This window comes from Vibrio frigidus, assembly GCF_042465995.1.
Classification (GTDB): Bacteria; Pseudomonadota; Gammaproteobacteria; order Enterobacterales; family Vibrionaceae; genus Vibrio.
This window is the reverse complement of sequence record NZ_JBCDMC010000023.1, coordinates 1-25,599: the sequence shown is the minus strand read 5'-3', so window position 1 is coordinate 25,599 and position 25,599 is coordinate 1. Positions and strand designations below refer to the sequence as shown.

The 25,599-nt window shown below is 41.9% G+C and carries 20 protein-coding genes and 1 pseudogene; 3 read left to right on the top strand and 18 right to left on the bottom strand.

The genetic code is table 11. The features are described from left to right. Positions 1–59: 59 nt before the first annotated feature. Positions 60–422: a fumarate reductase subunit FrdD gene (gene frdD, locus AACW90_RS22365; protein ID WP_331275669.1), complete on the top strand. Its 363-nt coding sequence runs from the start codon at positions 60–62 to the stop codon at positions 420–422. 67 nt (positions 423–489) lie between these two features. On the opposite strand, the gene efp is transcribed toward frdD, so the two are convergent. Beyond that, on the bottom strand, positions 490–1,056 hold the full coding sequence (gene efp / locus AACW90_RS22360; protein WP_195704966.1) for an elongation factor P: 567 nt from the start codon (positions 1,054–1,056) through the stop codon (positions 490–492). Positions 1,057–1,091: 35 nt separating this feature from the next. Here efp and epmB point away from each other — a divergent pair, with 35 nt between their 5' ends. Next, positions 1,092–2,132, top strand: coding sequence for an EF-P beta-lysylation protein EpmB (gene epmB, locus AACW90_RS22355; protein WP_390239167.1), 1,041 nt, complete (start codon positions 1,092–1,094; stop codon positions 2,130–2,132). A 9-nt stretch (positions 2,133–2,141) separates the two neighbouring features. Here epmB and AACW90_RS22350 read toward each other — a convergent pair whose 3' ends face one another. From AACW90_RS22350 to pilM, 17 genes and pseudogenes are all read right to left on the bottom strand, one after another. Next, positions 2,142–2,933 (bottom strand): DUF1338 domain-containing protein, encoded by a 792-nt coding sequence (locus AACW90_RS22350; protein WP_390239164.1) that lies wholly within the window; start codon positions 2,931–2,933, stop codon positions 2,142–2,144. 52 nt (positions 2,934–2,985) lie between these two features. Further along, positions 2,986–4,458, bottom strand: a complete 1,473-nt coding sequence (gene astD, locus AACW90_RS22345) for a succinylglutamate-semialdehyde dehydrogenase (protein ID WP_390239161.1) — start codon at positions 4,456–4,458, stop codon at positions 2,986–2,988. A gap of 47 nt (positions 4,459–4,505) precedes the next feature. Further along, the gene (gene astA / locus AACW90_RS22340; protein WP_195704962.1) at positions 4,506–5,525 is read right to left on the bottom strand and encodes an arginine N-succinyltransferase; all 1,020 of its coding nucleotides are present in this window, start codon (positions 5,523–5,525) and stop codon (positions 4,506–4,508) included. A gap of 77 nt (positions 5,526–5,602) precedes the next feature. Continuing rightward, a complete protein-coding gene (locus AACW90_RS22335; RefSeq protein WP_390239157.1) occupies positions 5,603–6,808 on the bottom strand; it encodes an aspartate aminotransferase family protein in 1,206 nt (401 codons plus the stop codon). 406 nt (positions 6,809–7,214) lie between these two features. Then, positions 7,215–7,793 (bottom strand): aminodeoxychorismate/anthranilate synthase component II, encoded by a 579-nt coding sequence (locus tag AACW90_RS22330; RefSeq protein ID WP_390239172.1) that lies wholly within the window; start codon positions 7,791–7,793, stop codon positions 7,215–7,217. Between the two features lie 259 nt (positions 7,794–8,052). Further along, positions 8,053–10,686, bottom strand: a complete 2,634-nt coding sequence (locus AACW90_RS22325; RefSeq protein ID WP_390239154.1) for an ExeM/NucH family extracellular endonuclease — start codon at positions 10,684–10,686, stop codon at positions 8,053–8,055. A gap of 424 nt (positions 10,687–11,110) precedes the next feature. After that, positions 11,111–12,115 (bottom strand): tryptophan--tRNA ligase, encoded by a 1,005-nt coding sequence (gene trpS / locus AACW90_RS22320; RefSeq protein WP_347996941.1) that lies wholly within the window; start codon positions 12,113–12,115, stop codon positions 11,111–11,113. Between the two features lie 171 nt (positions 12,116–12,286). Continuing rightward, positions 12,287–12,973, bottom strand: coding sequence for a phosphoglycolate phosphatase (locus tag AACW90_RS22315; RefSeq protein ID WP_390239150.1), 687 nt, complete (start codon positions 12,971–12,973; stop codon positions 12,287–12,289). 725 nt (positions 12,974–13,698) lie between these two features. Next, the gene (gene rpe, locus AACW90_RS22310; RefSeq protein ID WP_390239147.1) at positions 13,699–14,373 is read right to left on the bottom strand and encodes a ribulose-phosphate 3-epimerase; all 675 of its coding nucleotides are present in this window, start codon (positions 14,371–14,373) and stop codon (positions 13,699–13,701) included. Positions 14,374–14,478: 105 nt separating this feature from the next. Beyond that, a complete protein-coding gene (locus AACW90_RS22305) occupies positions 14,479–15,336 on the bottom strand; it encodes a Dam family site-specific DNA-(adenine-N6)-methyltransferase (RefSeq protein WP_390239144.1) in 858 nt (285 codons plus the stop codon). A 64-nt stretch (positions 15,337–15,400) separates the two neighbouring features. Continuing rightward, positions 15,401–16,861 carry an AAA family ATPase gene (locus tag AACW90_RS22300; protein ID WP_390239141.1) on the bottom strand — a complete coding sequence of 487 codons (1,461 nt, stop codon included), beginning with the start codon at positions 16,859–16,861 and terminating at the stop codon, positions 15,401–15,403. Between the two features lie 44 nt (positions 16,862–16,905). After that, entirely contained in the window at positions 16,906–17,991 is a 1,086-nt protein-coding gene (gene aroB / locus AACW90_RS22295; protein WP_390239138.1) for a 3-dehydroquinate synthase, read from the bottom strand. 22 nt (positions 17,992–18,013) lie between these two features. After that, entirely contained in the window at positions 18,014–18,532 is a 519-nt protein-coding gene (aroK, locus tag AACW90_RS22290; protein WP_195704953.1) for a shikimate kinase AroK, read from the bottom strand. A 246-nt stretch (positions 18,533–18,778) separates the two neighbouring features. Next, positions 18,779–19,780 (bottom strand): annotated as a pseudogene (gene pilQ, locus AACW90_RS22285) (type IV pilus secretin PilQ); the annotation flags it as partial. Positions 19,781–19,979: 199 nt separating this feature from the next. Next, the gene (locus tag AACW90_RS22280; protein WP_390239134.1) at positions 19,980–20,603 is read right to left on the bottom strand and encodes a type IV pilus inner membrane component PilO; all 624 of its coding nucleotides are present in this window, start codon (positions 20,601–20,603) and stop codon (positions 19,980–19,982) included. Continuing rightward, entirely contained in the window at positions 20,600–21,154 is a 555-nt protein-coding gene (locus tag AACW90_RS22275; protein WP_390239131.1) for a PilN domain-containing protein, read from the bottom strand. Before AACW90_RS22275 ends, AACW90_RS22280 begins: the two co-directional genes overlap by 4 nt. Beyond that, positions 21,147–22,208, bottom strand: coding sequence for a pilus assembly protein PilM (pilM, locus tag AACW90_RS22270; RefSeq protein ID WP_390239128.1), 1,062 nt, complete (start codon positions 22,206–22,208; stop codon positions 21,147–21,149). Before pilM ends, AACW90_RS22275 begins: the two co-directional genes overlap by 8 nt. A gap of 141 nt (positions 22,209–22,349) precedes the next feature. Between pilM and AACW90_RS22265 the strand changes: the two genes are divergently transcribed. Continuing rightward, the gene (locus AACW90_RS22265; protein ID WP_390239125.1) at positions 22,350–24,929 is read left to right on the top strand and encodes a penicillin-binding protein 1A; all 2,580 of its coding nucleotides are present in this window, start codon (positions 22,350–22,352) and stop codon (positions 24,927–24,929) included. Positions 24,930–25,599 lie beyond the last annotated feature (670 nt).

The window sequence follows — 25,599 nt, the reverse complement described above, 5'->3', positions numbered from 1 at the left end:
GTGGGCAGCCGTTGCGGCTATCTCATTAATCGTACTCATCATCGTATAAGGAGCTCATTGTGGTTAATAAACATCCAAAACGTTCAGACGAGCCCGTATGGTGGGGTCTATTTGGTGCCGGTGGTACTTGGTTTGCCATGATCACCCCCATTACCGTATTGGTGATAGGTATCCTTGCGCCCCTCGGTATTATTGATGCAGAGGCGATGAGCTATGAGCGCGTTGCCGATTTTGCAACCAGCTTTATTGGCGCTCTCTTTATCATCGGAACGCTCGCCCTTCCAATGTGGCATGCCATGCACCGTGTTCACCACGGTATGCATGACCTGAAACTGCACACTGGTGTGGTTGGTAAGATTGTTTGCTACTTTATCGCAGGTTTGATTTCAGCATTGAGTGTGATTTTTATCTTTATGATTTAAATCTTATGACGATAAAAAAGGGATTGATGTTTTACCATCAATCCCTTTTTTCTTTCTAAAATACCGCTTACTTAACGCGTCCTACATATTCACCAGAACGAGTATCAACTTTAATTATTTCACCAATTTGGATAAATAAAGGAACACGAACGACGGCACCTGTAATGAGTGTTGCAGGTTTACCACCCGTACCAGCAGTATCACCTTTAAGACCGGGATCGGTTTCAGTGACTTCTAGTTCAACGAAGTTAGGTGGCGTTATCGTGATAGGATTGCCATTCCATAAAGTAACCATACAAGTGTTGTTCTCAACCAACCACTTAGCGCTATCACCAACTGCTTTTACATCTGCCGCAGTTTGTTCGAATGTTTCTGCGTCCATAAAGTGATAGAATTCACCATCTGAGTACAAGTAGTCTAGATCAATATCCATCACGTCTGCTTGTTCAAAACTTTCGCCAGACTTAAATGTTTTCTCTAGCACCTTACCAGAAAGAAGTTTACGAATTTTCACACGGTTAAATGCTTGTCCTTTACCCGGTTTTACGTATTCGTTTTCAAGGATTACACTAGGCTCGTTATCAAGCATTAGCTTAAGACCGCCTTTGAATTCATTAGTGCTAACTGTAGCCATTTTGTCCTCTTAAATTTTCTTCGAGTTAAACTTTAATGTCGCATATCATACCCCTAAAAACCGTCGCTGTTGAGCAAAACTGGCTGATTGAATTAACGAATGCGATCTCCGATCCTGAAATATTACTTAAAAAGCTTGGAATTCCTCAATCTCAGTGGCCTAAAGATAAAAATGGCCAGATAAACTTCACCGCAAGAAAGCAGTTCTCACAAAGAGTTCCTCAAAGCTTTGTCGACAAAATGGAGAAAGGAAATATCCATGACCCACTTCTTCGCCAAGTTCTACCCGTTAGTGAGGAATTAGAGATTCATGATGGTTACTCTTCTGATCCGTTGGAAGAGCAGGGAAATGAAAATCCAGGCATTTTACACAAGTACCGTAACCGAGCCTTACTGATACTGAAAGGTGGCTGCGCGATTAACTGTCGATACTGTTTTAGACGACATTTTCCTTACAGCGACAATAAAGGAAACAAAGTTGTCTGGCAGCAAAGCCTTAACTATATAGCCGAGCACACAGAACTTAACGAAGTGATATTATCTGGTGGTGACCCATTGATGGCAAAAGACCATGAATTAGAGTGGCTCATTGATGCACTAGGGGAGTTTAAGCATATCAAGCGTTTGAGAATTCACTCCCGTTTGCCTGTTGTCATCCCTTCCCGAATCACCGAAAAGCTCTGCCAAATTTTCCGCAATACAAGATTACAGGTTGTCTTTGTTTCTCATATTAATCATGCCAATGAGATCGATGAACCACTCGCTAATTCCTTAGGTAAGCTCAGATCTTCTGGTGTACATCTGCTCAATCAATCCGTCTTGCTAAAAGGGGTTAATGACAGTGTCAACGCTCAAGTTAATCTCAATGAAACGTTATTTGATGTGGGTGTCCAACCATACTATTTACATGTATTGGACAAGGTTCAAGGGGCTGCTCACTTCTATGTCAGTGACCAAGAAGCAAAACAGATTATGGCAGAGGTCATTACTCGTGTTTCTGGGTATATCGTACCGAAACTAACCAGAGAGATTGGTGGCAGACCAAGCAAAACACCATTAGATTTGGGGTTGGAATAACCCCCCATCTTACGTATCCGTACTCTCAAATATCTTATCGGCAGAAGCCGCAACGAAGCCTTGATACAGTTCGCCGTTGTTCATAGGATACCTTAAAGCAAATTCATAGAACCCACCGGGAATGATCTGCTTTCCATCAGAAAATGATACGGGGACTTTGTCAGCCATTGTAGAAGACTGTTCTAACAGCACTTCCGCTGAACCTTTTACTTCCCCACCCGACTCATTAATAGCAAAGCCCGCAACTCTTAAATGATCATTAACGGTTTTCACACTAGAGAAGGCATTAAGCTGATTCACGCTCACTGTAAAATGATTCGCGCCATAACCATGGGCAGCTAACCAAGCGGCGTATTCACTTTCTTTGGATAACAGTAAATAATCCTCATGGCTAATATTCCACAAACGGCCATGATGAAGAAAATCGCTACTGGTTAGCTTTTCAGAATCGACCTGAAGAACTAATTTTTCTACAATTGATTGCAGCTGCGGTGAGCATAATCCCACCTCTAATTGACTAATAAACACTTTAGGTTGAGTCTTATCAGGATGCTCGTAATGCTTTGCTGTCAGGTTTTTGCTTTCAAAAACATAATCACCGCACGCTTTATAACCAAGATCCAGAAATGGTTTTGCTAACACTTCTAATCCAAGTGGAGCCAATGAGAAAGTACGTAAAGCAATATGGTCATTGATAAGATCCTCTCCCTCTTCAAGCAGGTCGTGAACTTTGTCTGCAGAAGGGCAAAGTCGTTCAATATAATCGTTCCATAAGGACTGAAACAGAATGCTAGGTGACATAATACCTCCTTGGTTTAAATCAAAAATGAATATTGAGCGCTCTAAATTACTATTATAGTTTGACACCCGGGCTCAACGTTGTGGGCAGTACTGTTTCACTTCCTTCCATCGAAGCCATTGGATACGCACAATAGTCAGCGGCATAATAGGCACTTGGTCGTAGGTTACCCGAGGCTCCAGGTCCACCAAACGGTGCATCACCGCTTGCTCCAGTTAATTGACGATTGCGGTTTACGATACCAGCTCGTATATGGTCAACAAAATACGCCCACTCACCGTCGTCAGTAGACACTAACCCTGCCGACAAGCCAAAACGAGTATCATTGGCAAGCTCAACGGCTTTCTCTAGCCCTTCATAACGCACAACTTGTAGAAGCGGTCCAAAATATTCTTCATCTGGCAAAGATTCAATATTGGTCACATCAATTAGGCCCGGCGTTACAAAGGCTGCCCTAGTATGCTTTGCTTCAACGATCGATTCTGCACCTAGCTTTAAGAGGTTGGATTGAGCATTTATTATAAATGCTGCGGCTTGGACAGAGATCTGCGGCCCCATAAAAGGTTGAGGCTCAGCAAATGGCTCATCAACCAAAATATTATTCGTCGCTTCTGTCAATTTTTTGATTAATACATCGCCTTTTTCGCCTACCGGTACATATAAGCGACGAGCACAAGTACAGCGTTGACCTGCACTGATAAATGCGGATTGCACAATGGTATAGACCGTAGAATCAAGATCACCATACTGCTCTGAGATCACCATCGGATTATTCCCGCCCATCTCTAGAGCAAGCATTTTGTCAGGTTGACCAGCAAACTGTCGATGAAGGATATGGCCAGTATTTGCACTTCCGGTAAAGAGTAAACCGTCGATGCCTTTCGATTCGGCAAGTGCTACACCAGTCTCCTTCGCCCCCTGCACAAGGTTAATAACCCCTGTTGGTAACCCTGCTTTCTCCCATAATTTAACGATGAGTTCGGCTGTCGCAGGCGTCTGTTCAGACGGTTTATAAACCATCGTATTCCCTGCCAAAAGAGCAGGTACCATATGTCCGTTAGGCAGATGAGCAGGGAAATTATACGGGCCAAATATAGCCATAACACCAAGTGGTTTGTGACGAAGTACAATTTGGTTATCACCAACTTCACGCTGTGTGTTTCCAGTACGCTCATGATAGGCACGGATAGATATCGCGATTTTACCCGCAACCGCACCCGCTTCAGTACGAGTTTCCCAGATAGGTTTCCCTGTCTCTTTGGCAATAATTTGAGCAATCTCTTCGCTGTTTGCCTTCACTTCTTCAGCAAAAGCAAGAATATAAGCCTCTCGCTCTGAATAGCTTAATTTTTTCCAATCAACAAATGCAGTGCGCGCGGCTTTTACTGCTTGCTCTACCTGTGCAGACGTCGCACTAACACCTTGCCAAATAACGTTACCGTTATAAGGAGAGGTCGAATTCATTGCTTCGCCTTGACCAGCAACCCATTGATTTGCAATCCATTGAACTGAAGAACACTGTTCCATCTTTTTTCCTTAATCTTTACGGTTTCACTTTACTCAATCAAGCGTCACTATTGGGTGAGCATCCGAACGTATTCATCATCTTTAACTTCTAATACCTTCGCCACTTCGGGCGATATAAGTACGGTATTCGTTTCTTTATCAAAAGCACCTTTCGCCGCTGTACCACGAAAATTCTCAAAAGAAGTGTTAATCATCAGATAATCTTGCGAACTAGTATGTTCTCTCACTTTTACCTTGGCTTTAAATGAATCTCGCACGGACACAATATTCATTAGGTCGCATTCAACGGTCGGACCTGCATCAAAGATATCGACATAGTCTCGACAAACAAAACCTTCTCTTTTTAAGAGCTTAAGTGCGGGTACTGTATTCTCGTGAACTTTACCAATAACCGCTTGTGCTTCTTTACTTAGCAAGTTGATATAAATTGGTAGCTTAGGCATGAGGTCTGCAATAAACCCTTTTTTCCCAATACCCGTCAGGTAATCAGCTAAGGTGAAGTCAATGGAGAAGAAGTGTTCTTGCAACCACTGCCAGAATGGCGAATTACCATCAGCATCAGATACACCACGCATTTCAGCGAATACTGTTTCAGAAAAGCGCTCTGGATGCTCTGCCATGATCAAAAATCGGCACTTAGACATCAAACGTCCATTGAGACCAGCACGAAAACTTGGTCTTAAAAATAGTGTGCAGACTTCCGAACAACCCGTGTAGTTGTTGCCAAATGTCAGTAACTTAACAATATTATTCACACCAAGCTTAGGCGATGAGTGGACTATTTTACTAATATGGTAGGTATAGAATGGAACATCCCACCCAATCGATGCCTCTATGCCAGTTGTACCGCCTATTTCGCCTGTTTCTGAATCAAAGCCAACCATTAGATACCCTTCATCACCGGGTTCCGTCACATTGGGTTTACTAAAGCTCTCTACCGAATTATTGATTCGATTAGTCAGCAATTCTTCATTTACAGGAAGGGATGTGAATCCATGACCAGACTCGACAGCGCATACATGTAGCGCCTCATAGTCCGTATTTTTTATTGGCCTAACAACCAGCATCTGCAATACTCCTCGCAGTTATGGTTCCTAGACTCTAGATTGTCACCAGAGACTAGGTACTCAAAGTTCCATTTTTCTTACACGATTGAAGCGATAGCCTTATCCAGCTTCGCTAGACCTTCTTCAATATCTTTTTTATCAATAACAAGTGAAGGCGTGAAACGTACAACGCTTGCACCAGCCACTAACAACATCAAGCCTTCTTTGCCTGCGGCAACAAGCACATCGCGTGCTCTGCCTTGCCACTCATCATTCAATGCAGCACCGATAAGAAGACCTTGCCCTCGAATTTCAGCAAAAATATTGTATTTCTCATTAATTTTAGCCAACCCGTCGCGGAAAAGAACCTCTCTTTCTTTTACTCCTGCAAGTGTGTCTGGCTTGCTGACAAGGTTTACCACCGCTTCGGCAACGGCACACGCTAATGGGTTACCACCGTATGTTGAACCGTGCGTACCGACTTTTAAGTGAGGTGCAAATTCATCCGTTGTTAACATGGCACCAATAGGGATACCACCACCCAACGATTTTGCTGTGCTCAAGATATCTGGCGTTACACCCAAACCTTCATAGGCATAAAAGGTACCGGTACGGCCATTACCCGTTTGGACTTCATCAAAAATGAGAAGTGCATTGTGTTTATCACACAATTCACGAACGGTTTGAGCAAATTCTTTACTCGGAGAGACAATACCGCCTTCCCCTTGAAGAGGCTCCATCATAACGGCGCAGGTTTTATCCGATATTTGCGCTTTAAACGCTTCAATATCGTTATAATCTAGGTGAGTGACATTGCCAGGTTTCGGACCAAAGCCATCGGAATAAGCGGCTTGACCACCGACAGTTACGGTGAAGAATGTTCGTCCATGGAAGCCTTGTTTAAAGGCGATAATCTCTGATTTATCATCACCGTATTTGTCCGCGGCAACGCGTCGAGCAAGCTTGAGAGCAGCTTCATTCGCTTCTGCACCCGAGTTAGCAAAAAATACTTTGTCCGCAAATGAGATTTCGGTGAGCTTTCTTGCTAAACGTAACGCAGGCTCATTGGTCATAACGTTACTTAAGTGCCAGATCTTATTCGCTTGCTCTGTTATCGCATTCACCATTACTGGGTGACAATGACCTAAACAGCTAACCGCAATACCGCCCGCGAAGTCGATATACTCATTCCCTTGTTGATCCCATACTCGAGAGCCAACGCCTTTTACAGGAATCATTTCCATCGGGTTGTAACAAGGTACCATCACGTCATTGAACAAATTACGTTCGACTTTCTTATCCATTGATTAACACTCCATATTCGCGCTATTGGCCATTTTTAATTCCACAAATGAATTAGCCAACTGGTGATTTATTCTACTCTCGCATTGTATTAACAATTTATTAACTAATTCAATAGCTATTGATACTTATTTTCCAATTACTGCTCAGCGAGAATGGTCCATTATTGACGATTTATTCATTAATTAGTCACTGTTATAAATAAAATCCCCCAAAATATTACTGTCTAATTCACTTTCTACAGCAATTTCATACAGTTTATGTATGGCAGTATTTCTAACTGCGCATAAATTTTCATATTTGAATTTTTTTATTTTAGAGAAAAAAAATGTTAAGAAAAGAGATCTTTGACGATTACAGAGAGATTAATAACCTTAAATATAACCAGTAATGAATCTAGTGATTAAGTTAGCGACGTAAGAAATTGGCCAACAGTTCGTGACCTTGTTCTGTTTTAATCGATTCTGGGTGGAATTGGACAGCATCGATAGGTAACGTTTTGTGCTGAAACCCCATAATTTCATCCACAGAACCATCTTGTTTTTCGGTCCATGCGGTCAGTTCAAAGCAGTCTGAAAGTGAATCTGCATCGACAATTAGTGAATGATATCGAGTCACGGTTAAAGGGTCATTCAAGCCTTTAAATACACTTTTATTGTTATGCCTAATAATAGAGGTTTTCCCATGCATGACTTTACCTGCACGAATAATATCAGCACCAAAGGCTTGAGCGATGGTTTGGTGCCCTAAGCAGACGCCTAATATAGGTAACTTGCCAGAGAAGTATTTTATAACCTCTAATGATATACCGGCCTCATTTGGCGTACACGGACCCGGTGAGATAACAAGGTGAGAAGGGTTAAGCGTATTAATACCTTGCAGATCAATCTGGTCATTTCTTATCACTTTTACATCAGCACCAAGCTCGCAAAAATATTGATACAAGTTGTAGGTAAATGAATCGTAGTTATCGATAATGAGTAACATAATGGTCATATAGGCAGTTTTACTAAGGCAGTATTGTGCTATAGGCAAAATGAAAGGCAAGAAAAAACGAACAAAAAGAAAAGTAAGGCCAGCCGTGCTGGTAATGCCGATCATTTAAGACAAAGTAGTCATCGTCATTCCCGTGAAAACGGGAATCTGTGTGGGTTTAGATCCCCACTTTCGTGAGGATGACGGAGTTTAATGTCTTAAGTGAACAGCATTACAGCCATGCTGGCCTTTATTAACTAACTAAGAGAGTTTACTTATAAGCTTGCTCACGAGAACGAACAAAGCCAAAACCCGCTAAACCAATCAGTAGAGCAAAACCAACACTGCCCCCTTTCATATCTAGCTCAAGCACGGCAGGATCATGATCTGATGAACGATAATGGTCTGCGTACTTAGGAAGATCGCCAGTGAATTTACTGCTGTATTCAAATAAAGTCGATTCCCCACCATTAATATGCCAATCCACAGCATCGACAACGTTAGCTTCTAATGAATCACTGACTAAGATGTGATCCAAAGAACCCACTTCATCATTGTACGAATAGCTCCATGCTTCTGGGTGGAAAAGGGAAATAGCATTTATATAACCATAACTTTTATTGATCACCTCACCTTCATCGCCATGCAACTCAACACCATCTATGTAGGTATTTCTTGCTGCACGAATATCACGACCGAGACTTTGCGAATCAAATTCCGTTAGAACAAGCATCGGATCTTCTTTCGCGTAGGAGTTCATATCACCAAGAATGACTTTATGCCCTTTGATTTGACTAAGCGCATCACCCAATGCAATAGCGGCAGAAACACGGAAATTTTCGCATGATCCTTGACGATCTAGGTCTTTGGTTGCTTGTCCACCATCTTCAATAGGAGCGGCATCTTCCCAACATTTGGAGCCTTTCGATTTAAAGTGATTTATGGCAACAGTTAGCTTATTGTTGCCATGCTTACCTTTCATGCCTTTTACTTTAAACGTTGGCGCTAAAGAATCACGTTGATAATTCTTACCATCTTCAATGACTTTACCATCTGAATCTTTTACTTCTGGAGCTTGCTGAGATGGCATTAGGATGACTCTAGATTCAACTAACTTCACCGCTTTAGGGCGATAAATAACACCAACAGCAATGGCATCGGTTCCCACAGAGTCATTCGCATCTATTACACCATCAGCATTGCCATCGTATGAAACAAAAGCATACTGATTTTTTTTCTTAGAGATGTGGCTATTAACTTGATCGAGCAATTGCTTGATTGCTGATTTTTCACCGAAACCATTGTTCTCAATTTCCATAAGACCAATGATATCCGCATCTAATCGAAGAATAGCTTGAACAATTTTCTCCTGTTGCAACTCAAAATCTTCTTGCGTTGTCGCACCACGGTTACTGCCAAATTGATTACTATCTCCACCAAAAGGCGAGTTAAAGTAGTTAAGTACGTTAAATGTTGCTATTCGAAGATCACCTTCATATAACTCAGGTGAATCGGTTCTCGGTGACAGATGTTCAAAGTTTTCTGCCGTTACCGTATTGGTAACGATCATACGAAAATCACCATATGTGTAAGCAAGTACACCCTCTAAGCCATCTACTCTGTCATTGATTCGAATATAGTCTTCTGTAGAACCATCTGAATCCGCATCGGTTCTAGCAAAGTCAGGATAATATGGGATCACACCATTTGGCGCTTTTTCATCTGAGTCGACAAATAAACGTTTGATTGCATTCTGTTCAGATTGATTATCCGCTTCTTCAGACCCTGCCACATATAATTGGTTAGGCTGCATATTAGGGCGACCTTGTGCAAGAACCATGTTATTTCGGCGTGAACCGTAATCATAACCAAAGGTTCTCGTCACACGCATATCAAGGTTGGCATCGGTTTTCACCAACATACCTTCATAGCGTTCAAGTGTTTGCTCAAAATCCTGATCAGTGCTGCTCACTTTCATTATTGTGGCTTCAGGTACCGCTTGTTCAGAAAGCTTAACCCAATCATCCTTATCAATAGAAAGCTGCGTATTTGAGTAGTACTCTTTCACTTTGCCGTAAGCACAAACCACATCACCGGCAACCACTTCTGATGACGAACTATTGGTAAAGACAAATAAGCCTTCAGAGGTTTTTGGGTTGGAATCAGCGGTCAACGATTGTAAGAAGAAGCCTTTAGTAATGGAACTGGTAACTGCTGTAACAACACCTTTAACAAAGTAACTATCACTGCTGCTGTATGAGTCCTCTGCCAACAAAGGTGATGCATCCCCCTCACCCTGAATATCGGAAATACGGGTATATAATGGCTCCTGTCCATCAACCTTACAGTCGAATGCGACAGGCATAGGCAGTTCTTCTAAAAGGCCTAGATTGGTAATATCATCTTTTTCTAAAGAGTCCCAATCACTTGCAGAATAGTTAGCAGAAGGGTTATGAGCAGAAGACTTTCTTACTAATGTGACATCTTTCCCCCAATCTACTTCTCCCATCACGCCGATGACATCATGCACGCTACGGTCAGAAGCATTGAGTATTGCAATAGGGTCATCTCCATTATGGTTAATGACTCCGTTGTCTGTAAAATCGGTTACGGCCTGAATTTCAGCGTTTGCTTGAGAGTGTGAAAACACCACCACATCATTGGCGCCGATGGTTACATCATCTAGTATGTAATCATTCCCCCAAGTCCCATTTCCGTTTGCAGATTTAGCGAGAATATAGCCTTCTAACGTCACCGGTTCTGATCCAGTATTCGCAATCTCAATCGCTTTATTATAGCTTCCACCCTCTACATACTGAGAAATGAAAATCTCGGCCGATGCGGAATATGACACAGCACATAGCGCTGTAGCTAAGACACTCTTTTTAAAAAAGTTATTATCCATAATTCACCTTCTAACTCGCCACACATCAAACACTGTGTTGGTTAGCTAATATCTTTATTGTTGTATTTAATTCGAACAGCTCAATCGAATTACTAGTATTTGTGATGTAAATCAATCCTAGAATTTACATCACAAATACTAGAGCAAAGTTCAACAAGGTAATGTGAATGTAATGCTTTACTTTTTTGACAATATTAAATTTGGAACCAATTTCATTAAATATGAGAAAGCAATCGATAACTTCTACGCAAAAAGGGCGATCTAGCCTCTAATAATTAAGCGTATTATCAATATTGAGAATGTTATTTTTCCTGATTAGTTCAATACGTTGTAAAAAATGGATTTTTAGATATAAAAAAACCACCGTTTAAGGTGGCTTCCACTGATGTAGTGACTAATTCGCTCGATGAAAGGCCAACAAGACCTAAGGGCGAGTAACGAACCCCACCGCTTCATAGACTTTCTTCAACGTGATAGCAGCACGCTCAGACGCCTTATCCGCACCCATTTTCATCACCGAATCAAGATAGGCTCTGTCATTTCGAATACGTTTGTATTCCGCTTGTACAGGCTCAAGCATTGAAACCACTGCCTCGGCTACATCCCCCTTTAAGTGACCATACATCTTGCCCTGATATTCGGCTTCAATTTCAGCAAAGGTTTTGCCTGTTGCCCCAGACATGAGCCCCATCAGGTTAGCGATACCCGGTTTATTTTCAATATCGTAAATCACGCGTGGTGGATCTTCTGGGTCAGTAACCGCGCTCTTTATCTTCTTGGTGATAGACTTTGGATCTTCAAGAAGCGTAATAACATTCTTACGATTATCATCCGATTTCGACATTTTCTTCGTCGCATCTTGAAGACTCATCACGCGTGAACCGACCTCAGGAATGTAAGGTTCAGGCACGACAAAGGTTTCACCGTAGATATTATTAAAACGATTCGCGATATCACGTGCGAGTTCTAGGTGTTGTTTCTGGTCACTACCAACAGGAACTTGCTCGGCCTGATAAACGAGAATATCCGCTGCCATTAATACTGGGTAGTCATATAGACCCACGTTGATATCATTCGCGTAACGCTTTGATTTATCTTTAAACTGAGTCATCCGGTTTAGCTCACCCATTTGGGTATAGCAGTTAAGGATCCAACCGAGTTGTGCATGCTCAGGAACATGCGACTGAACAAACAAAGTGCTTTTTTCTGGTGTTACACCAACAGCAAGGCAAATCGACAGTGCATCTAAAGTTGCTTGATAAAGCTTTTTCGCATCTTGACGAACGGTAATCGCATGCAGATCCACAACACAATATTGGCAATCATAATCATCTTGCATTCGCTGCCACTGACGTAGAGCACCTAAGTAGTTACCAATACTTAGTTCACCTGATGGTTGAACACCACTTAATACGATAGGTTTGCTCATTTTATGATTTCCTTTGCTTACTTATAAACTTTCGTTAATTGCCGTCATATCTAGCTAAACGCTTTAATATTTAGGCGTATTATCTTAATTTTCAATAACATTGCACCCAAATACCTTAACGTAACTTGGGTGTAATCCAGTGTACTCATTGAGACGCATAATTCCAGAGTTTTACACTGCCTCTGGCAATATTTCTAATAATGTCGAGAGTTGGTCTGCAACAATATCAGGATTGGAATCAGAAAGGGGTTCGCCATGGTTGTAACCATACGTAAGACCAAACGAAAGACAGCGTGCATTCTTCGCCGCTAAAATATCATGTTTTGAATCCCCTACCATGAGCATCTCGTCCGCCGAAAAACCATGTTTTTCGAGTAGCCAGTTCAATGCCATAGGATCGGGTTTACGTTTGGGAAAGTCTTCACCACCAATGACATCGGAAAAGAAGTGTGTAAGCCCATGTTGCTCTAGAATTTCAGGCACGAATTTGGAAGGCTTATTGGTAACCAATGACATGATATACCCACGCTGTTGCAACTGACACAAAGTATCAAAAACAGTAGGGTAAAGAGGGCTCAGTTTATGACCACTTTCCGCATAAAAACGATCAAACATCTCTCTCGCTTTCTTAATCTCATCTGAGCTTAAGTTTTCATCTACGTGGATATTTCGACTAAGACCCCTAGCAATAAGTACGTCAGCACCGTTTCCTACCCAATCACGCACTTGAATCTCTTCGATAGGATCATGACCTAACGCTTGTACTGTTTGATCTACCGCAAAGGCTAAATCCGGCACGCTATCTAATAACGTTCCATCTAAATCAAAGGCGATGAATTTTACTTTCTCAAATGACATTTTGTTCTCCATAACGAGAGTCATACATCTTATTTTTACCAAAATTCTTTGCCATTCCCGTAAGAACAGGAATCTCGGTGGAATTAGATCCCCACTTTCGTGAGGATGACGAATTTCGATTACATTAACGACTCGTCATTCCCGTGAAAACGGGAATCTTGGTGGAACTAGATCCCCACTTTCGTGAGGATGACGAATTTCGATTACATTAACGACTCGTCATTCCCGTGAAAACGGGAATCTTGGTGGAACTAGATCTCCACTTTCGTGAGGATGACGAATTTCGATTACATTAACGACTCGTCATTCCCGTGAAAACGAGAATCTTGGTGTTTATAGATCCCCACTTTCGTGAGGATGACGAATTTCGATTACATTAACGACTCGTCATTCCCGTGAAAACGAGAATCTTGGTGGAACTAGATCTCCACTTTCGTGAGGATGACGAATTTCGATTACATTAACGACTCGTCATTCCCGTGAAAACGGGAATCTTGGTGGAACCAGATCCCTACTTTCGTGAGGATGACGAATTTTGATTACATTAACGACTCGTCATTCCCGTGAAAACGGGAATCTTGGTGGAACTAGATCCCCACTTTCGTGAGGATGACGAATTTCGATTACATTAACGACTCGTCATTCCCGTGAAAACGGGAATCTCGGTGTTTATAGATCCCCACTTTCGTGGGGATGACGTTGTTTTTCGTGGCGTTAATGAAGCTCTAGCTTTTCACTTTAGCTAACTCTGCACGCATCTCATCAATGACCGCTTTATAATCCGGCTGATTAAAGATTGCAGAACCAGCAACAAACATATCGGCACCTGCTTCCGCTATCTCACGGATATTATCGACCTTAACACCACCATCAATTTCCAATCGAATATCGCGACCAGATGCTTTAATACGCTGGCGAATATTATTTAGCTTGTCTAAAGAGCTTGGGATAAATGATTGACCACCGAAACCAGGGTTTACCGACATCAGTAGAATCATATCGACCTTGTCCATTAGGTAGTCTAGATAATGCAAAGGGGTTGCAGGGTTAAATACCACTCCAGCTTGACAGCCACATTCTTTGATTAGCTGAATGCTTCTATCTAGATGATCGGTCGCTTCTGCATGTACGGTAATCATGGTTGCGCCAGCTTTTGCAAAATCGGGGATAATTCGGTCAACAGGCTTAACCATTAAATGCACATCAATTGGAGCAGTAATGCCATAGTCTCGAAGTGCTTTACAGATTGGCGCGCCGAACGTGAGGTTTGGTACGAAATGATTGTCCATTACATCAAAATGCACAACATCAGCGCCTGCTGCGAGTACCTTTTCTACATCTTCACCTAAACGGGCAAAATCTGCAGATAAAATTGAAGGGGCAATAAGAAAATCTTTCATACTCGGTCTCTTTATAGAATTGGGCGAAATGTGGTCGCAATTCTACCTAAGGAAACCAAGAGATCATAGTGCTAAGTGGCCTGAACTTGGGATAAGTAATACCCCTTATACAAGGCTCATTTTAATCCTATCGTCTGATATTTCTTCTGGTGGCGTAAACAGAGCAAAAAGTTCATCCACTTTCTTTCGACCTGCACCATTGCGGCTGATAGTGCGCTTTACTTGAATGGTGTCTAGCTCTGCACCTTTGTACAGGCGGCGAGTATGAGCGGTATCGTGATTAGAAATAAGCACTGGAATACCACGTTTTTTAGCTGTACGTTCAGAAATTTCAGCTAAAGTCGCTTGATCATCAAGCGTAAATCCATTGCCTGAATAGGAAGTGAAGTTTGCCGTATTTGATAGTGGTGCGTAAGGCGGATCGCAATAAATAACGCTGCCCTTTCGTGCTCGTGAAAAGGTATCGGTATAACTTTCGCATACAAACGTCGCTTTTTTCGCCTTTTCAGCAAAAAAAATCAGCTCTTTTTCAGGAAAGTAAGGCTTTTTATAAGAACCAAACGGAACATTAAATCCGCCTTTTTTGTTGTATCGACATAGCCCATTAAAGCCAAATCTATTCATATACAAGAAAGCGGTAGACCGGAACCAGACATCATCAGTTGCATTGAACTGCGCTCGAATATCGAGATAAAACTCTTTTCTATTACTCGAAGGTTTAAAGAACCTTCTGGATTCTTCGATATATTTTTCTGGTTCTGTTTTTACCAAATTATAGATATTAATCAGATCCAGATTTATATCCGCAAGCAGATATTCTTCATAATCGGTATTCAAAAAAACGGAACCCGCACCAACAAATGGTTCGATCAATTTTTTTGCAGGTGGCAGGTGGCTTTGTATATTTTCAATAAGCCCATATTTCCCACCAGCCCATTTCAGAAAGGCACGTTGCTTCTTCATTTACCGCTTCAAACCACCGACTAATTCACAAGGTTGCGGACTGTAACACATTTTAAGCTTAGCGTTAATTTGCACGCTCAATTTCTCTGTGTACTTGAAGCATAGATTTGGCCCACGGTTCTAAATCTTGCACGGCCTGAGGTAATTCAACCCTTGCGTTACGTGCTTCTTGAATAGTGGTGAAATCTTTATAAGTAACGATAAACCATTGGGTTTCACCACGACTTGTAGGGTAAATTCTAACGTCTTTTTCTATACCATATTTGGTGACAAACCTTTGCGTTTCATCCAAAGACTGAAGCGCGGCAATTTGCAGCGTATAATTTCTGTCAGACACCGCCATTAACTCTTGTTTAGAAAACGAAAAGGTCACTAGAGGTGGCGCGCCCTTATCTCGTTTAAATTCGGTTTGGGCAACAGGAGGCGCCTGCTCTAACTGAGCTTGAAGCACGGCATCATCGATAACTTGCGAATTTGATGTATCACCTTCTAACAGAGCATCAACCACCACCGAAGGCACCACCACTCTCTGACCATCATCAGATTGACCGACGGTCGCAGAACTGTTGGTAATTGCAGGCGGTAAAGATTTGGAATCATCAACGGCACCGGTTTCGTCAATCATTTCTTGATTACCTGATAACGATGTATTGCCATCTTCAAGGGTTTCGATTGTCGGTATGACCGTTTGCTCCACTGGCTGACCATCAATGTTAGTCGAATCTTTTGTTGTTGGCCCAGATTGGCTATAGAACCAAAAGTAGCCAGCAAGGATAAGCAAAAATAAAATGAGCGCCAATGCCGCTATTTTCATTGGTGAGCCAATAATTGAGCGAATGATTATTCGTTTTTCCACTTTACTCTCTCCTAATGCCATCAAAGCACCTGGTAGCGGTGGCGTTTTTTTAACTTTATTCCGAACCTTTCGTTTCTCATCTTCCCCCGGTACATATTTTAATACCAAGAGTTCCATAAACATTTCTATTTCTTTGGCCGACAGCGGCTCTACTTCTAATGTGAGGGGTTTTGTTTCTTGGCCATAGCTCAAACGAGATAAAACACTATCCAAACCATTACCTGTAGTAAACAACACTACATTAATATTCCATTGCGGGTTAACTTGCGCTTGTAATACTAGCGTCCATAACTCCGCTAATAGCGCTTCACTTAATAACTGCGCATCATCAACAACAATAACAACATCGCACGGGTTATCTTCAATCATTCGACTGAAGCTATCGGCAATGGCGTCATTCTCATTAAAAAGTGGATTGGGGACTATCTGATTTAACAGTATGGCTCGCTTTTGCGCATCCGTCTGGTTGGCATGACACATAACAAGGGATTGATTTTTGTCTTGAGCCCAGGCTTCTAAATAGCGTTGTGCTATCCAAGATTTGCCGGAGTTTTTGTCTCCGGTAATATTGGTTAAGTTAGAACCAAATCGCGTGAGTAGTCGTAAACGATCCAGCAATTCTATTTGCGACTCTAAATCTAAAACACGCAACTCGTGGGCCAAACTCATTCAAGCTATCCTATTAAGTTCAAGTTAATGAAATAGATAATAAATCAACGCCGACAAAAATCTATCGCTTGCTCAATCTTCTCACTTGGAACATCAGACACGACATCAGCACAACCAATACCCGTTGGAAGAACAAGGCGCAATTGGCCAGATAGTACTTTTTTATCACGCATCATATGTTTCATAAAGTCATCAAAAGACATCGATTCTGGTGTGTGCACTGGTAACTTTGCTTGCTTAAGTATAGCGATTATTCTTTCAAGTTGCTGTTCTGTAATCAAACTCTGTAGCTGAGCTGTCTTAGCCGCCATCACAGTTCCAGAAGAAACAGCTTCTCCATGTAACCAATTGCCATAACCTAATTCAGCTTCTATCGCGTGTCCGAACGTATGACCAAGATTAAGCAGAGCTCGAATACCCGACTCTTTTTCATCTTGCTCGACAACTTCGGCTTTAATTGCACAACAACGAGCAATAGCATAAGTAAGCGCTTGCTTATCTTGCGCGTAAAGCTTACCCATATTTTCTTCTAGCCAAACAAAGAAGTCTTGATCATAGATGATGCCATATTTAATGACTTCAGCCATACCCGCCGCAAACTCTCTCTCAGGAAGTGTCGCCAAACAATTGGTATCAATGATGACGGATTTAGGCTGATAGAACGCCCCAATCATGTTTTTGCCAAGAGGGTGATTAACTGCGGTTTTACCACCAACAGATGAATCTACCTGTGATAATAACGTAGTTGGTACCTGAACAAAATCAACACCACGTTGGTAACAAGCTGCTACAAAGCCAACTAAATCACCGATAACTCCGCCACCTAACGCAACGAGGGTTACATCTCGTGAGAAATTACCTTCCAACAAAAAGCCCATAACGGTCTCAAATGTTTCAAGCGTTTTATATTTTTCGCCATCAGGTAGCTCTAGCACTGAAACATCACAGCCTTGCTTCTCTATAAGCGAAACAACTTTATCTGCGTATAGCGGAGCAACCGTCACATTACTGACAACGACAACTTTTTTGTTAGGGGATAGAAAAGAAAAGTACGCCGAGTTATTAAATAACTCGGCGCCGATAGAGATAGGGTAGCTTCGTTCACCAAGATCAACCGTGATCTTTTCCATGGTTTGCTCTCCGTAATTGAACTTAACGTTCTTCTAGCATTTTTACGATTTGATTTGCTACTACTTTAGCACTTTGATCATCAGTACGAACCGTATAGTCCGCCACTTCTTCATACAAAGTATTACGCTCACCAGCGAGTGATTCCAAAACTTCTTTTGGGTCATCCGTTTGCAATAGTGGACGTTTTTTGTCTCTGTTTGTACGAGCTAATTGCTTTTCGATTGTTGTTTCAAGATACACAACAATGCCTCGAGCAGATAGACGATTGCGGTTATCTTTACTTTTAACCGAACCACCCCCCGTCGCTAGAACAATACCTTGTTGTTCAGTTAGGTCGTTAATAACCGTTTCTTCGCGTATGCGGAAACCATCTTCACCTTCAACATCAAATACCCAGGCAATGTCTGCGCCTGTGCGTTCTTCGATAACTGTATCTGAGTCCAAAAACTCCATATGCAGTTGCGATGCTAGGTGTCTACCTATTGTACTTTTGCCGGCGCCCATTGGGCCAACAAGAAAAATATTACGTTTTTCAGCCATGTTCAACATTAATTTACAGCGTTAATTCAATGTCATTGCCACTCGTTAGGTTGCTAATTAATTTCAGCGAACTTCATTGGTGACACCGATCCCTCACAGTACTGTCGTGATAAGACCCGAAATTATCTAGATCTGCTGACCGTAATGCAACCTAATTTTACTTTGTTTTCTTAATTTCATCAAAAATCATGTAAGAAATACACACAAATAAATCAACAAAAACAATTTAAATCAATTAATTAGAACCTAATTTTCTATTATTTTTGGTGTGACAAATATAAGTAATTCTCTTTTCATTTCATTGTCATAATTGCGCTTAAATAGCCTTCCCACTATCGGTATATCACCAAGCAACGGCACTTTATCAACGGAACGAATGCTAGTGGTTTGAAAGATTCCGCCTAAAACAATGGTTTCACCATTGTTCACAATGACCTGCGTATCGATCCTTTGTGTATCAACCGCAACTGCTTCACCCGTTCCGGTCTTTACAATCTGACCCGGTCTATCTTGAGTAACGAGTAAATCTAAGATGATCTGATTCTCTTCTACCACTTGGGGGGTCACCTTTAAACTCAATACCGCTTTTCTAAACTTAACCGTTGCGGCGCCACTCTCGCTCGACTCTAGATAAGGAATCTCTGTACCTTGCTCTATATAGGCTGGTTTTTTATTCATAGTCAATAATCTAGGGCTTGAAATAACCTCGGCCTTAGATTCTGACTGAAGTGCCGAAAGCTCTAGATCAAGCAAAGTGGCGGAGCTTAACTTCGCAATCTGAAATGCGATACTCGATGAGTTAACCGATGTACTACCGAGATTCACATTAAGATAATCACTAATATCCGATCCGGAAGATTCATCATCAGGTGAGCCAATACCCGCAATGCTTTCAATCGAGCCACCGATAACGAGATGGTCATTTTTTGATGACACTCCCCAACGGACACCGAGTTCTTCGATGTTACCTTCATTAATAATGGCTATACGCGCTTCAATCTGGACCAGCCTTACTGGTACATCAATTCGATGGATAATCTCTGTAATCTCTTTGATTGGTAATGGTTTCTCTTTTAAGATTATAATATTCGTTCTTTCATCAAAATTAATACTGCCTTGCTCACTGAGCAGGTTCTTACCACCATTGCGCTCAATCAACTGCATGACGTCCGCTGCATTCGCATATTGTAATTTAATAAATAGGGTTTCCAGATCTTCCGCCTCAACTTTTTTGTTACGCTTAAGCAGCGGCTTGCCTAGAGTAGGAGAAACTAATGGGGCCGTACTTTCCGTTGCGAAGGGATCTCTTAATTTTTCCACCTGAATTGTCTTGTCTGCGTTCTTAACATTGATAGCATTGGTCTTGATCTCTTTTCCATGCAACCTCTCAAGGTAGTAGGCTTGAGCCGCTAATATCAACAAACTTAATAGCAGATAGCGTTTTGTCTCATTCATTAGCACTTACCACTGCTTGATGTTGGAACGTATACGCTATCATCGTCGCTTTCAGCATTGCTCTGCTGTTCTGCTCTTTTTTTAATTTAAACTGTCCAAGTACTACCACCGTTTTTAGCTGTGCTATTGCCTTTGAAAGGGAAACAAAATCACCGTATCGTCCACCTAATTCAACGTGAATAGGTATTCGATATAAGAAACGAAAAGGCTCTTTATTGCCCCATTTTATCTGAATGATCTCGAGATTCTCTCGCTTAGAAAGTTGGCTTATCGAAGCGAGTACGCTTGAGAGGCTATTCTCATCTACCATGTTGTCTAAAAATAGGGCGAGTTGTTTATCTTGATCATCAATGGTTTGATTTAAAAACGGCAATTGCGTCAAACGTTTCTTTTTAGCCGCTATCATCGTTTGCATTTCAATATATGAATTGGTTAGACCATCAAATTCATCTATTTGAGGAACAATGAAATACCAACACATTATTACTTGAGAAATAAGAGATAGCACCCCCAGCAAACTTGCTTTGAAAAAGATAGGCCACTGCATGATATTTTCTATCTTTAGCTGTTTCAGTTGTAGGATGTACGCGGCCCAACTCATTCTGCAACTATTCATTGAATATCCATCCTTTTTTGGTCAAAACGAAATGAAATCGAAAAGTCATGCTGATCAGGGTTTTGTTTCTTTGCCGTAATGGAGTCAACTTCAAACTCAAAGACTGCCGGATTACTTTTCAATGCCTCTGCAAACACGTTTACCAAGCTCACTTCATTTGTGACTCCTTTCAAAACTATATCGTCGTGTTGAATATTTAATTCTTCTAAAAAAAGTGCATCCGGAATAAGCGGTGGTAATTGTCGTAAAACAAGAGCAGTAAGATACCTACTCTCTTGTATTTCTAAAATATGATTGAGATTTTCACTTGTTATTTGTCGTTGTGCTTCTAAAGAAGCTAACTGAATCAAACGTTGATTTAACGCTTGTTGAAGGGCTTTGAGTTCAGCCAATGACGTTTGAATTTCTGTTACCTTAGATTGGAAGTAACGATTAATGAAAAACTGTGAAAAGACCGTGGCAGCGGCAACCATAACCACCAACCGCAAGAAACGTCTTTTACTCTGTTTCTTCTCTTCTTCGCGCCACGGGAAAAAATTAATTCTATGCATCACAATGGCCCTTATTCCAGAGATCGTAGCCAACCGCGATTCCAATTGCCTTTGCATAACCATTAAGCTCTGTAAAATCTTTTTCTAAATCAATCAGATCTGCCACCTTTAACATCTCTATTTCAATGATTAGTGATTCAAACTGATTTAGCGGGTTGGGATTATTGCGTTTTCTCTCATTGTTGATGCGTTGACCGATTTGAAAACAAGAATAAGAGGAGCCACTGGCTTCAGCATTCAACCAGAACTTGAACTCATCAAATACTTGCCCAGAAATAAACATCGATTCCAGTTCACAAGATAAGCCTTGAATCAATTGTTCAAAGAATTGCTCATCACCTAACGCTTTCAACGTAGATAGCCCTAATGGCAATGATTTAGTATGAGCAACGTCGTCTTGATTCAAACAACACATAATTGTGCTGTTCTCCTCGATATGGAGCAAACCATGTCGAATCTTTTTAGATTCATTTAGTGTGTTTGCTTCTGCTTCACTTAATCGTTCAGCAGTAGCTTTTTTTTCTATTAAGTACAGTAATGCTGATAAACTTTGACCTTCACTGCTTATGAACACAGGTTTGAAGCCAGTTTGATGTAGTGCATTTATTCGAATTTCTACGCCTTCACGAGAGGTCGCATAAACCGCCATTTCTATCGTCGATGAATTTATTCCGTTTTTACCATTAATTTTTACAAAATCAATGTTAAGATCTTGTATAGGTATTGTGAATTCTATAGATAACGCTTGTTCAACCGCGAACTGAATTTCAGCCGCAATTAATTTCGAATCAATATTGATAACGCTATGAAATACCTCGTTATCGGGTATAAAAACGGCGACATTTGAACGAAATCTAGGTAACTTCTGTTTTAAAACTTGGAGTTTTTTTACAATCTCTTGATGATTAAACAGATTAGTTTTGGAAAATAGCGCAGTAGACGTGATGATTTGTTGACAAGATTTTAGAATGTACCGTTCGCTACTTGTGCTTAGTACAATAGCTTTTAGGTGAAAACGCCCAATATCAAACCCTATTATCAATGATTCTCCCATGTTGATCTTGCTCCATTTAAAGGTCTTGAGTGAGTCAGAAAAATAAATTTTGAGGTCATAGCTAAATGCCTTGTGCTAAGCTCTCGCCTTAATGTACTCGGATTCGTAACTAGACGACCTCAACCAATCAGGAAATTTTCGGTGAAGTTCATAAAGCGATTACTCATACTTTCAGTGATTTGCATCATTCTTGGAGTGACGACAATCTTTGGCTTTTATTTTTACTTGAAGCCTCAACTTCCAGATGTGGCAACATTGAAAGATGTCGAGTTACAAACACCCATGCAGGTGTATAGCAAAGACAATAAACTCATCGCTCAGTTTGGCGAAAAGCGCCGAATCCCTCTTCATTTAGAAGATATGCCCGATGAGCTTCTGGAAGCAATAATTGCAACGGAAGATAGTCGCTTTTACTCACATTTTGGCATAGACCCTATCGGTATCACCCGTGCAGCTGTCGTTGTGATCATGTCAGGCTCAGCAAAACAGGGGGCGAGTACTATTACGCAACAGCTCGCTCGAAATTTTTTCTTATCTAACGAAAAGAAATTGATCCGTAAAATCAAAGAAATGTTCATTGCATTTCATATTGAGCAGTTGCTGACGAAAGATGAGATTTTAGAGCTCTATTTAAACAAAATTTACTTGGGTCACCGTTCTTATGGTGTCGGTGCCGCCGCACAAGTCTATTTTGGAAAGGAAGCAAAAGACCTCTCACTAAGTGAAGTCGCACTAATCGCTGGCTTACCTAAAGCCCCTTCCACGATGAACCCTATCTACTCGATTGACCGCGCAACGACGCGACGCAATGTTGTACTGTCTCGAATGCTCGATGAAAAATACATCACTCAAGAAGAGTTTGAAGCAGCACGAAACGAAGAACTGACTGGACGCTCCTTTGGAGCAGAAATAGAGGTTAATGCTCCGTATATTGCAGAGATTGCCCGTGCATGGATGGTAGATAAGTATGGTGAGGATGCGTATACATCCGGAATGCGAGTGTTTACATCCATCGACTCTACGCTACAAAAGACCGCTCAAACCGCGGCTATTAAAAATTTACTTAACTATGATGAAAGGCATGGTTATCGAGGTGCCGAGCAAGAAGTATGGGCACAAGGTGCAACACCATTTACTGAAGACGAATTAGGTCAGCACCTAAAGAGTCAACCAAGTTACGGCGAATTAAGACCTGCAATAGTGACGTCGGTAGACTCAAAAGCAGCTCAAATTTATATCAAGAGCCTTGGATATTCGAATCTCTCTTGGGACGCGATGAAATGGGCAAGAAGATTTATCACCGACGACAGGCAAGGACCGGCCCCTAAAAAGGCAGCAGAGATCTTAACGGCTGGTGAGCAGATCTGGGTGAGGCCACTCATAGTAAAGGAATCGTCCAGCGATAAGAATGAAGCAGAAAGTACAACGCAAGAAACCGCTTGGAAACTCAGCCAGGTTCCTAACGCTAACACCGCTTTTGTTGCCATCAATCCGAACGATGGCGCGGTTTTATCCCTCGTTGGTGGCTTCAACTTCGTCCACAACAAGTTCAACCGGGCAACACAATCTGTGCGACAGGTTGGTTCTGGTATCAAACCTTTCATCTACTCTGCGGCAATTGATAAGGGCATGTCATTGGCAACCTTGATTAACGATGCACCGATCAATAAATGGGATGAGAGTGGAGGCACAGCATGGCGACCAAAAAATTCACCACCAACATACGTAGGACCAGCGCGTATGCGCATTGGCTTGGCACAATCTAAAAATGTCATGGCAGTCAGAGTGCTTCGAGCGGTAGGCTTAGAGGATACTCGTCACTTTTTAACCCGCTTTGGCTTTGAGCTAGATAAGATCCCGAAATCGGAGACCATTGCTCTTGGGGCTGGTAGCCTAACGCCGGTCAAATTGGCACAAGGATATTCCGTTTTCGCTAATGGAGGCTACTATGTTGAACCTTATTATATCTCGAAAATAGAAGGCCCTTTTGGTGATTTAGAATACCAAGTAGAACCGCCAGTGGTATGTAAACATGACTGCGACAATCAAACCGTTGATGTAGCTTCTGCCAGTGATTCAAGCTCGGAGTTTAATGAAGTTGACGTCACAGATGAAGAAAAGCAACAGCACTATGCACCACAAGTGATTACAGAGCAGAATGCGTTCTTGGTCAGAGAATTGCTTTACAGTAACGTTTGGGGTGGGGGTGACTGGTCGAAAGGAACGGGTTGGAATGGCACAGGTTTCAGAGCTCAAAAATTGAACCGAAGAGATATAGGTGGTAAAACAGGTACAACCAACGACTCCAAAGATGCTTGGTACAACGGCTTTGGCCCAGGTGTTGTCGCGGTATCATGGGTTGGATTTGATAACCATAATCGGAAGCTAGGCCGCACCAGCAAAAATGCTAATTTAAACAAAGATGAGCAAGCTCCGGGTGGAGAAGCAGGTGCCAAAACAGCTCAATTCGCTTGGATCGACTTTATGAAAGTGGCGTTAGAAAATGTGCCACAAGAAAGAAAAGTGACCCCTCCGGGGATTGTCCGTATTCGTATCGATAGAGATTCTGGGCTTCTCACTAAAAAGTCAGGCTCTTCTTCTATGTTTGAATACTTCGAACAAGGTACAGAACCCAAAGAGTATATCGAAGAATCCAACCGTAACGAGTTAGACCTCTACTCAGCCCAAGGTGAATCGGGTGAAGAAGAGTCGCTCTTCTAAACTCTGAAATAACTCTTTGATAAACCCTAGCGCACAGCTTAATGAGTTGAATATTCCGTGAACCTAAATCTGTCATTCCCAAATACCCGTCATTCCCGTGAAAACGGGAATCTCCTCACACCAGATTCCCTCCTTCGAGGGAATGACGATGACACGAGGGAATGACGATAGCATGAGGGAATGACGATAGCATGAGGGAATGACGATAGCATGAGGAAATGACAACGGGCCGGAAGGGTGACGACAGGGTCGCGACAGTGAGGGATTGGATTTATTCGGCCAAACGAATGACACTGCTCCTAATTCCCCATCACTCCAAATACCCGTCATTCCCGTGAAAACGGGAATCTCCTCGCACCAGATTCCCTCCTTCGAGGGAATGACGATGGCACGAGGGAATGACAACGGGCACGAGGACTGACGACAAGATGAAGGAGTGACGACAGGGAGAGGGATTGGATTTATTCGGCCAAACGAATGACACTGTTCCTAATTCCCCATCACTCCCAAATACCCGTCATTCCCGTGAAAACGGGAATCTCCTTGTACTACCGACCTCATAGGTAACACTTTAAACCGGTCACATAGGTAACACTTATGTTGGCCGGATTACTCGACCAACTACTTCATCTACGATCCCTAATTTTAGAGTTCCAAAATGCAGCAACCA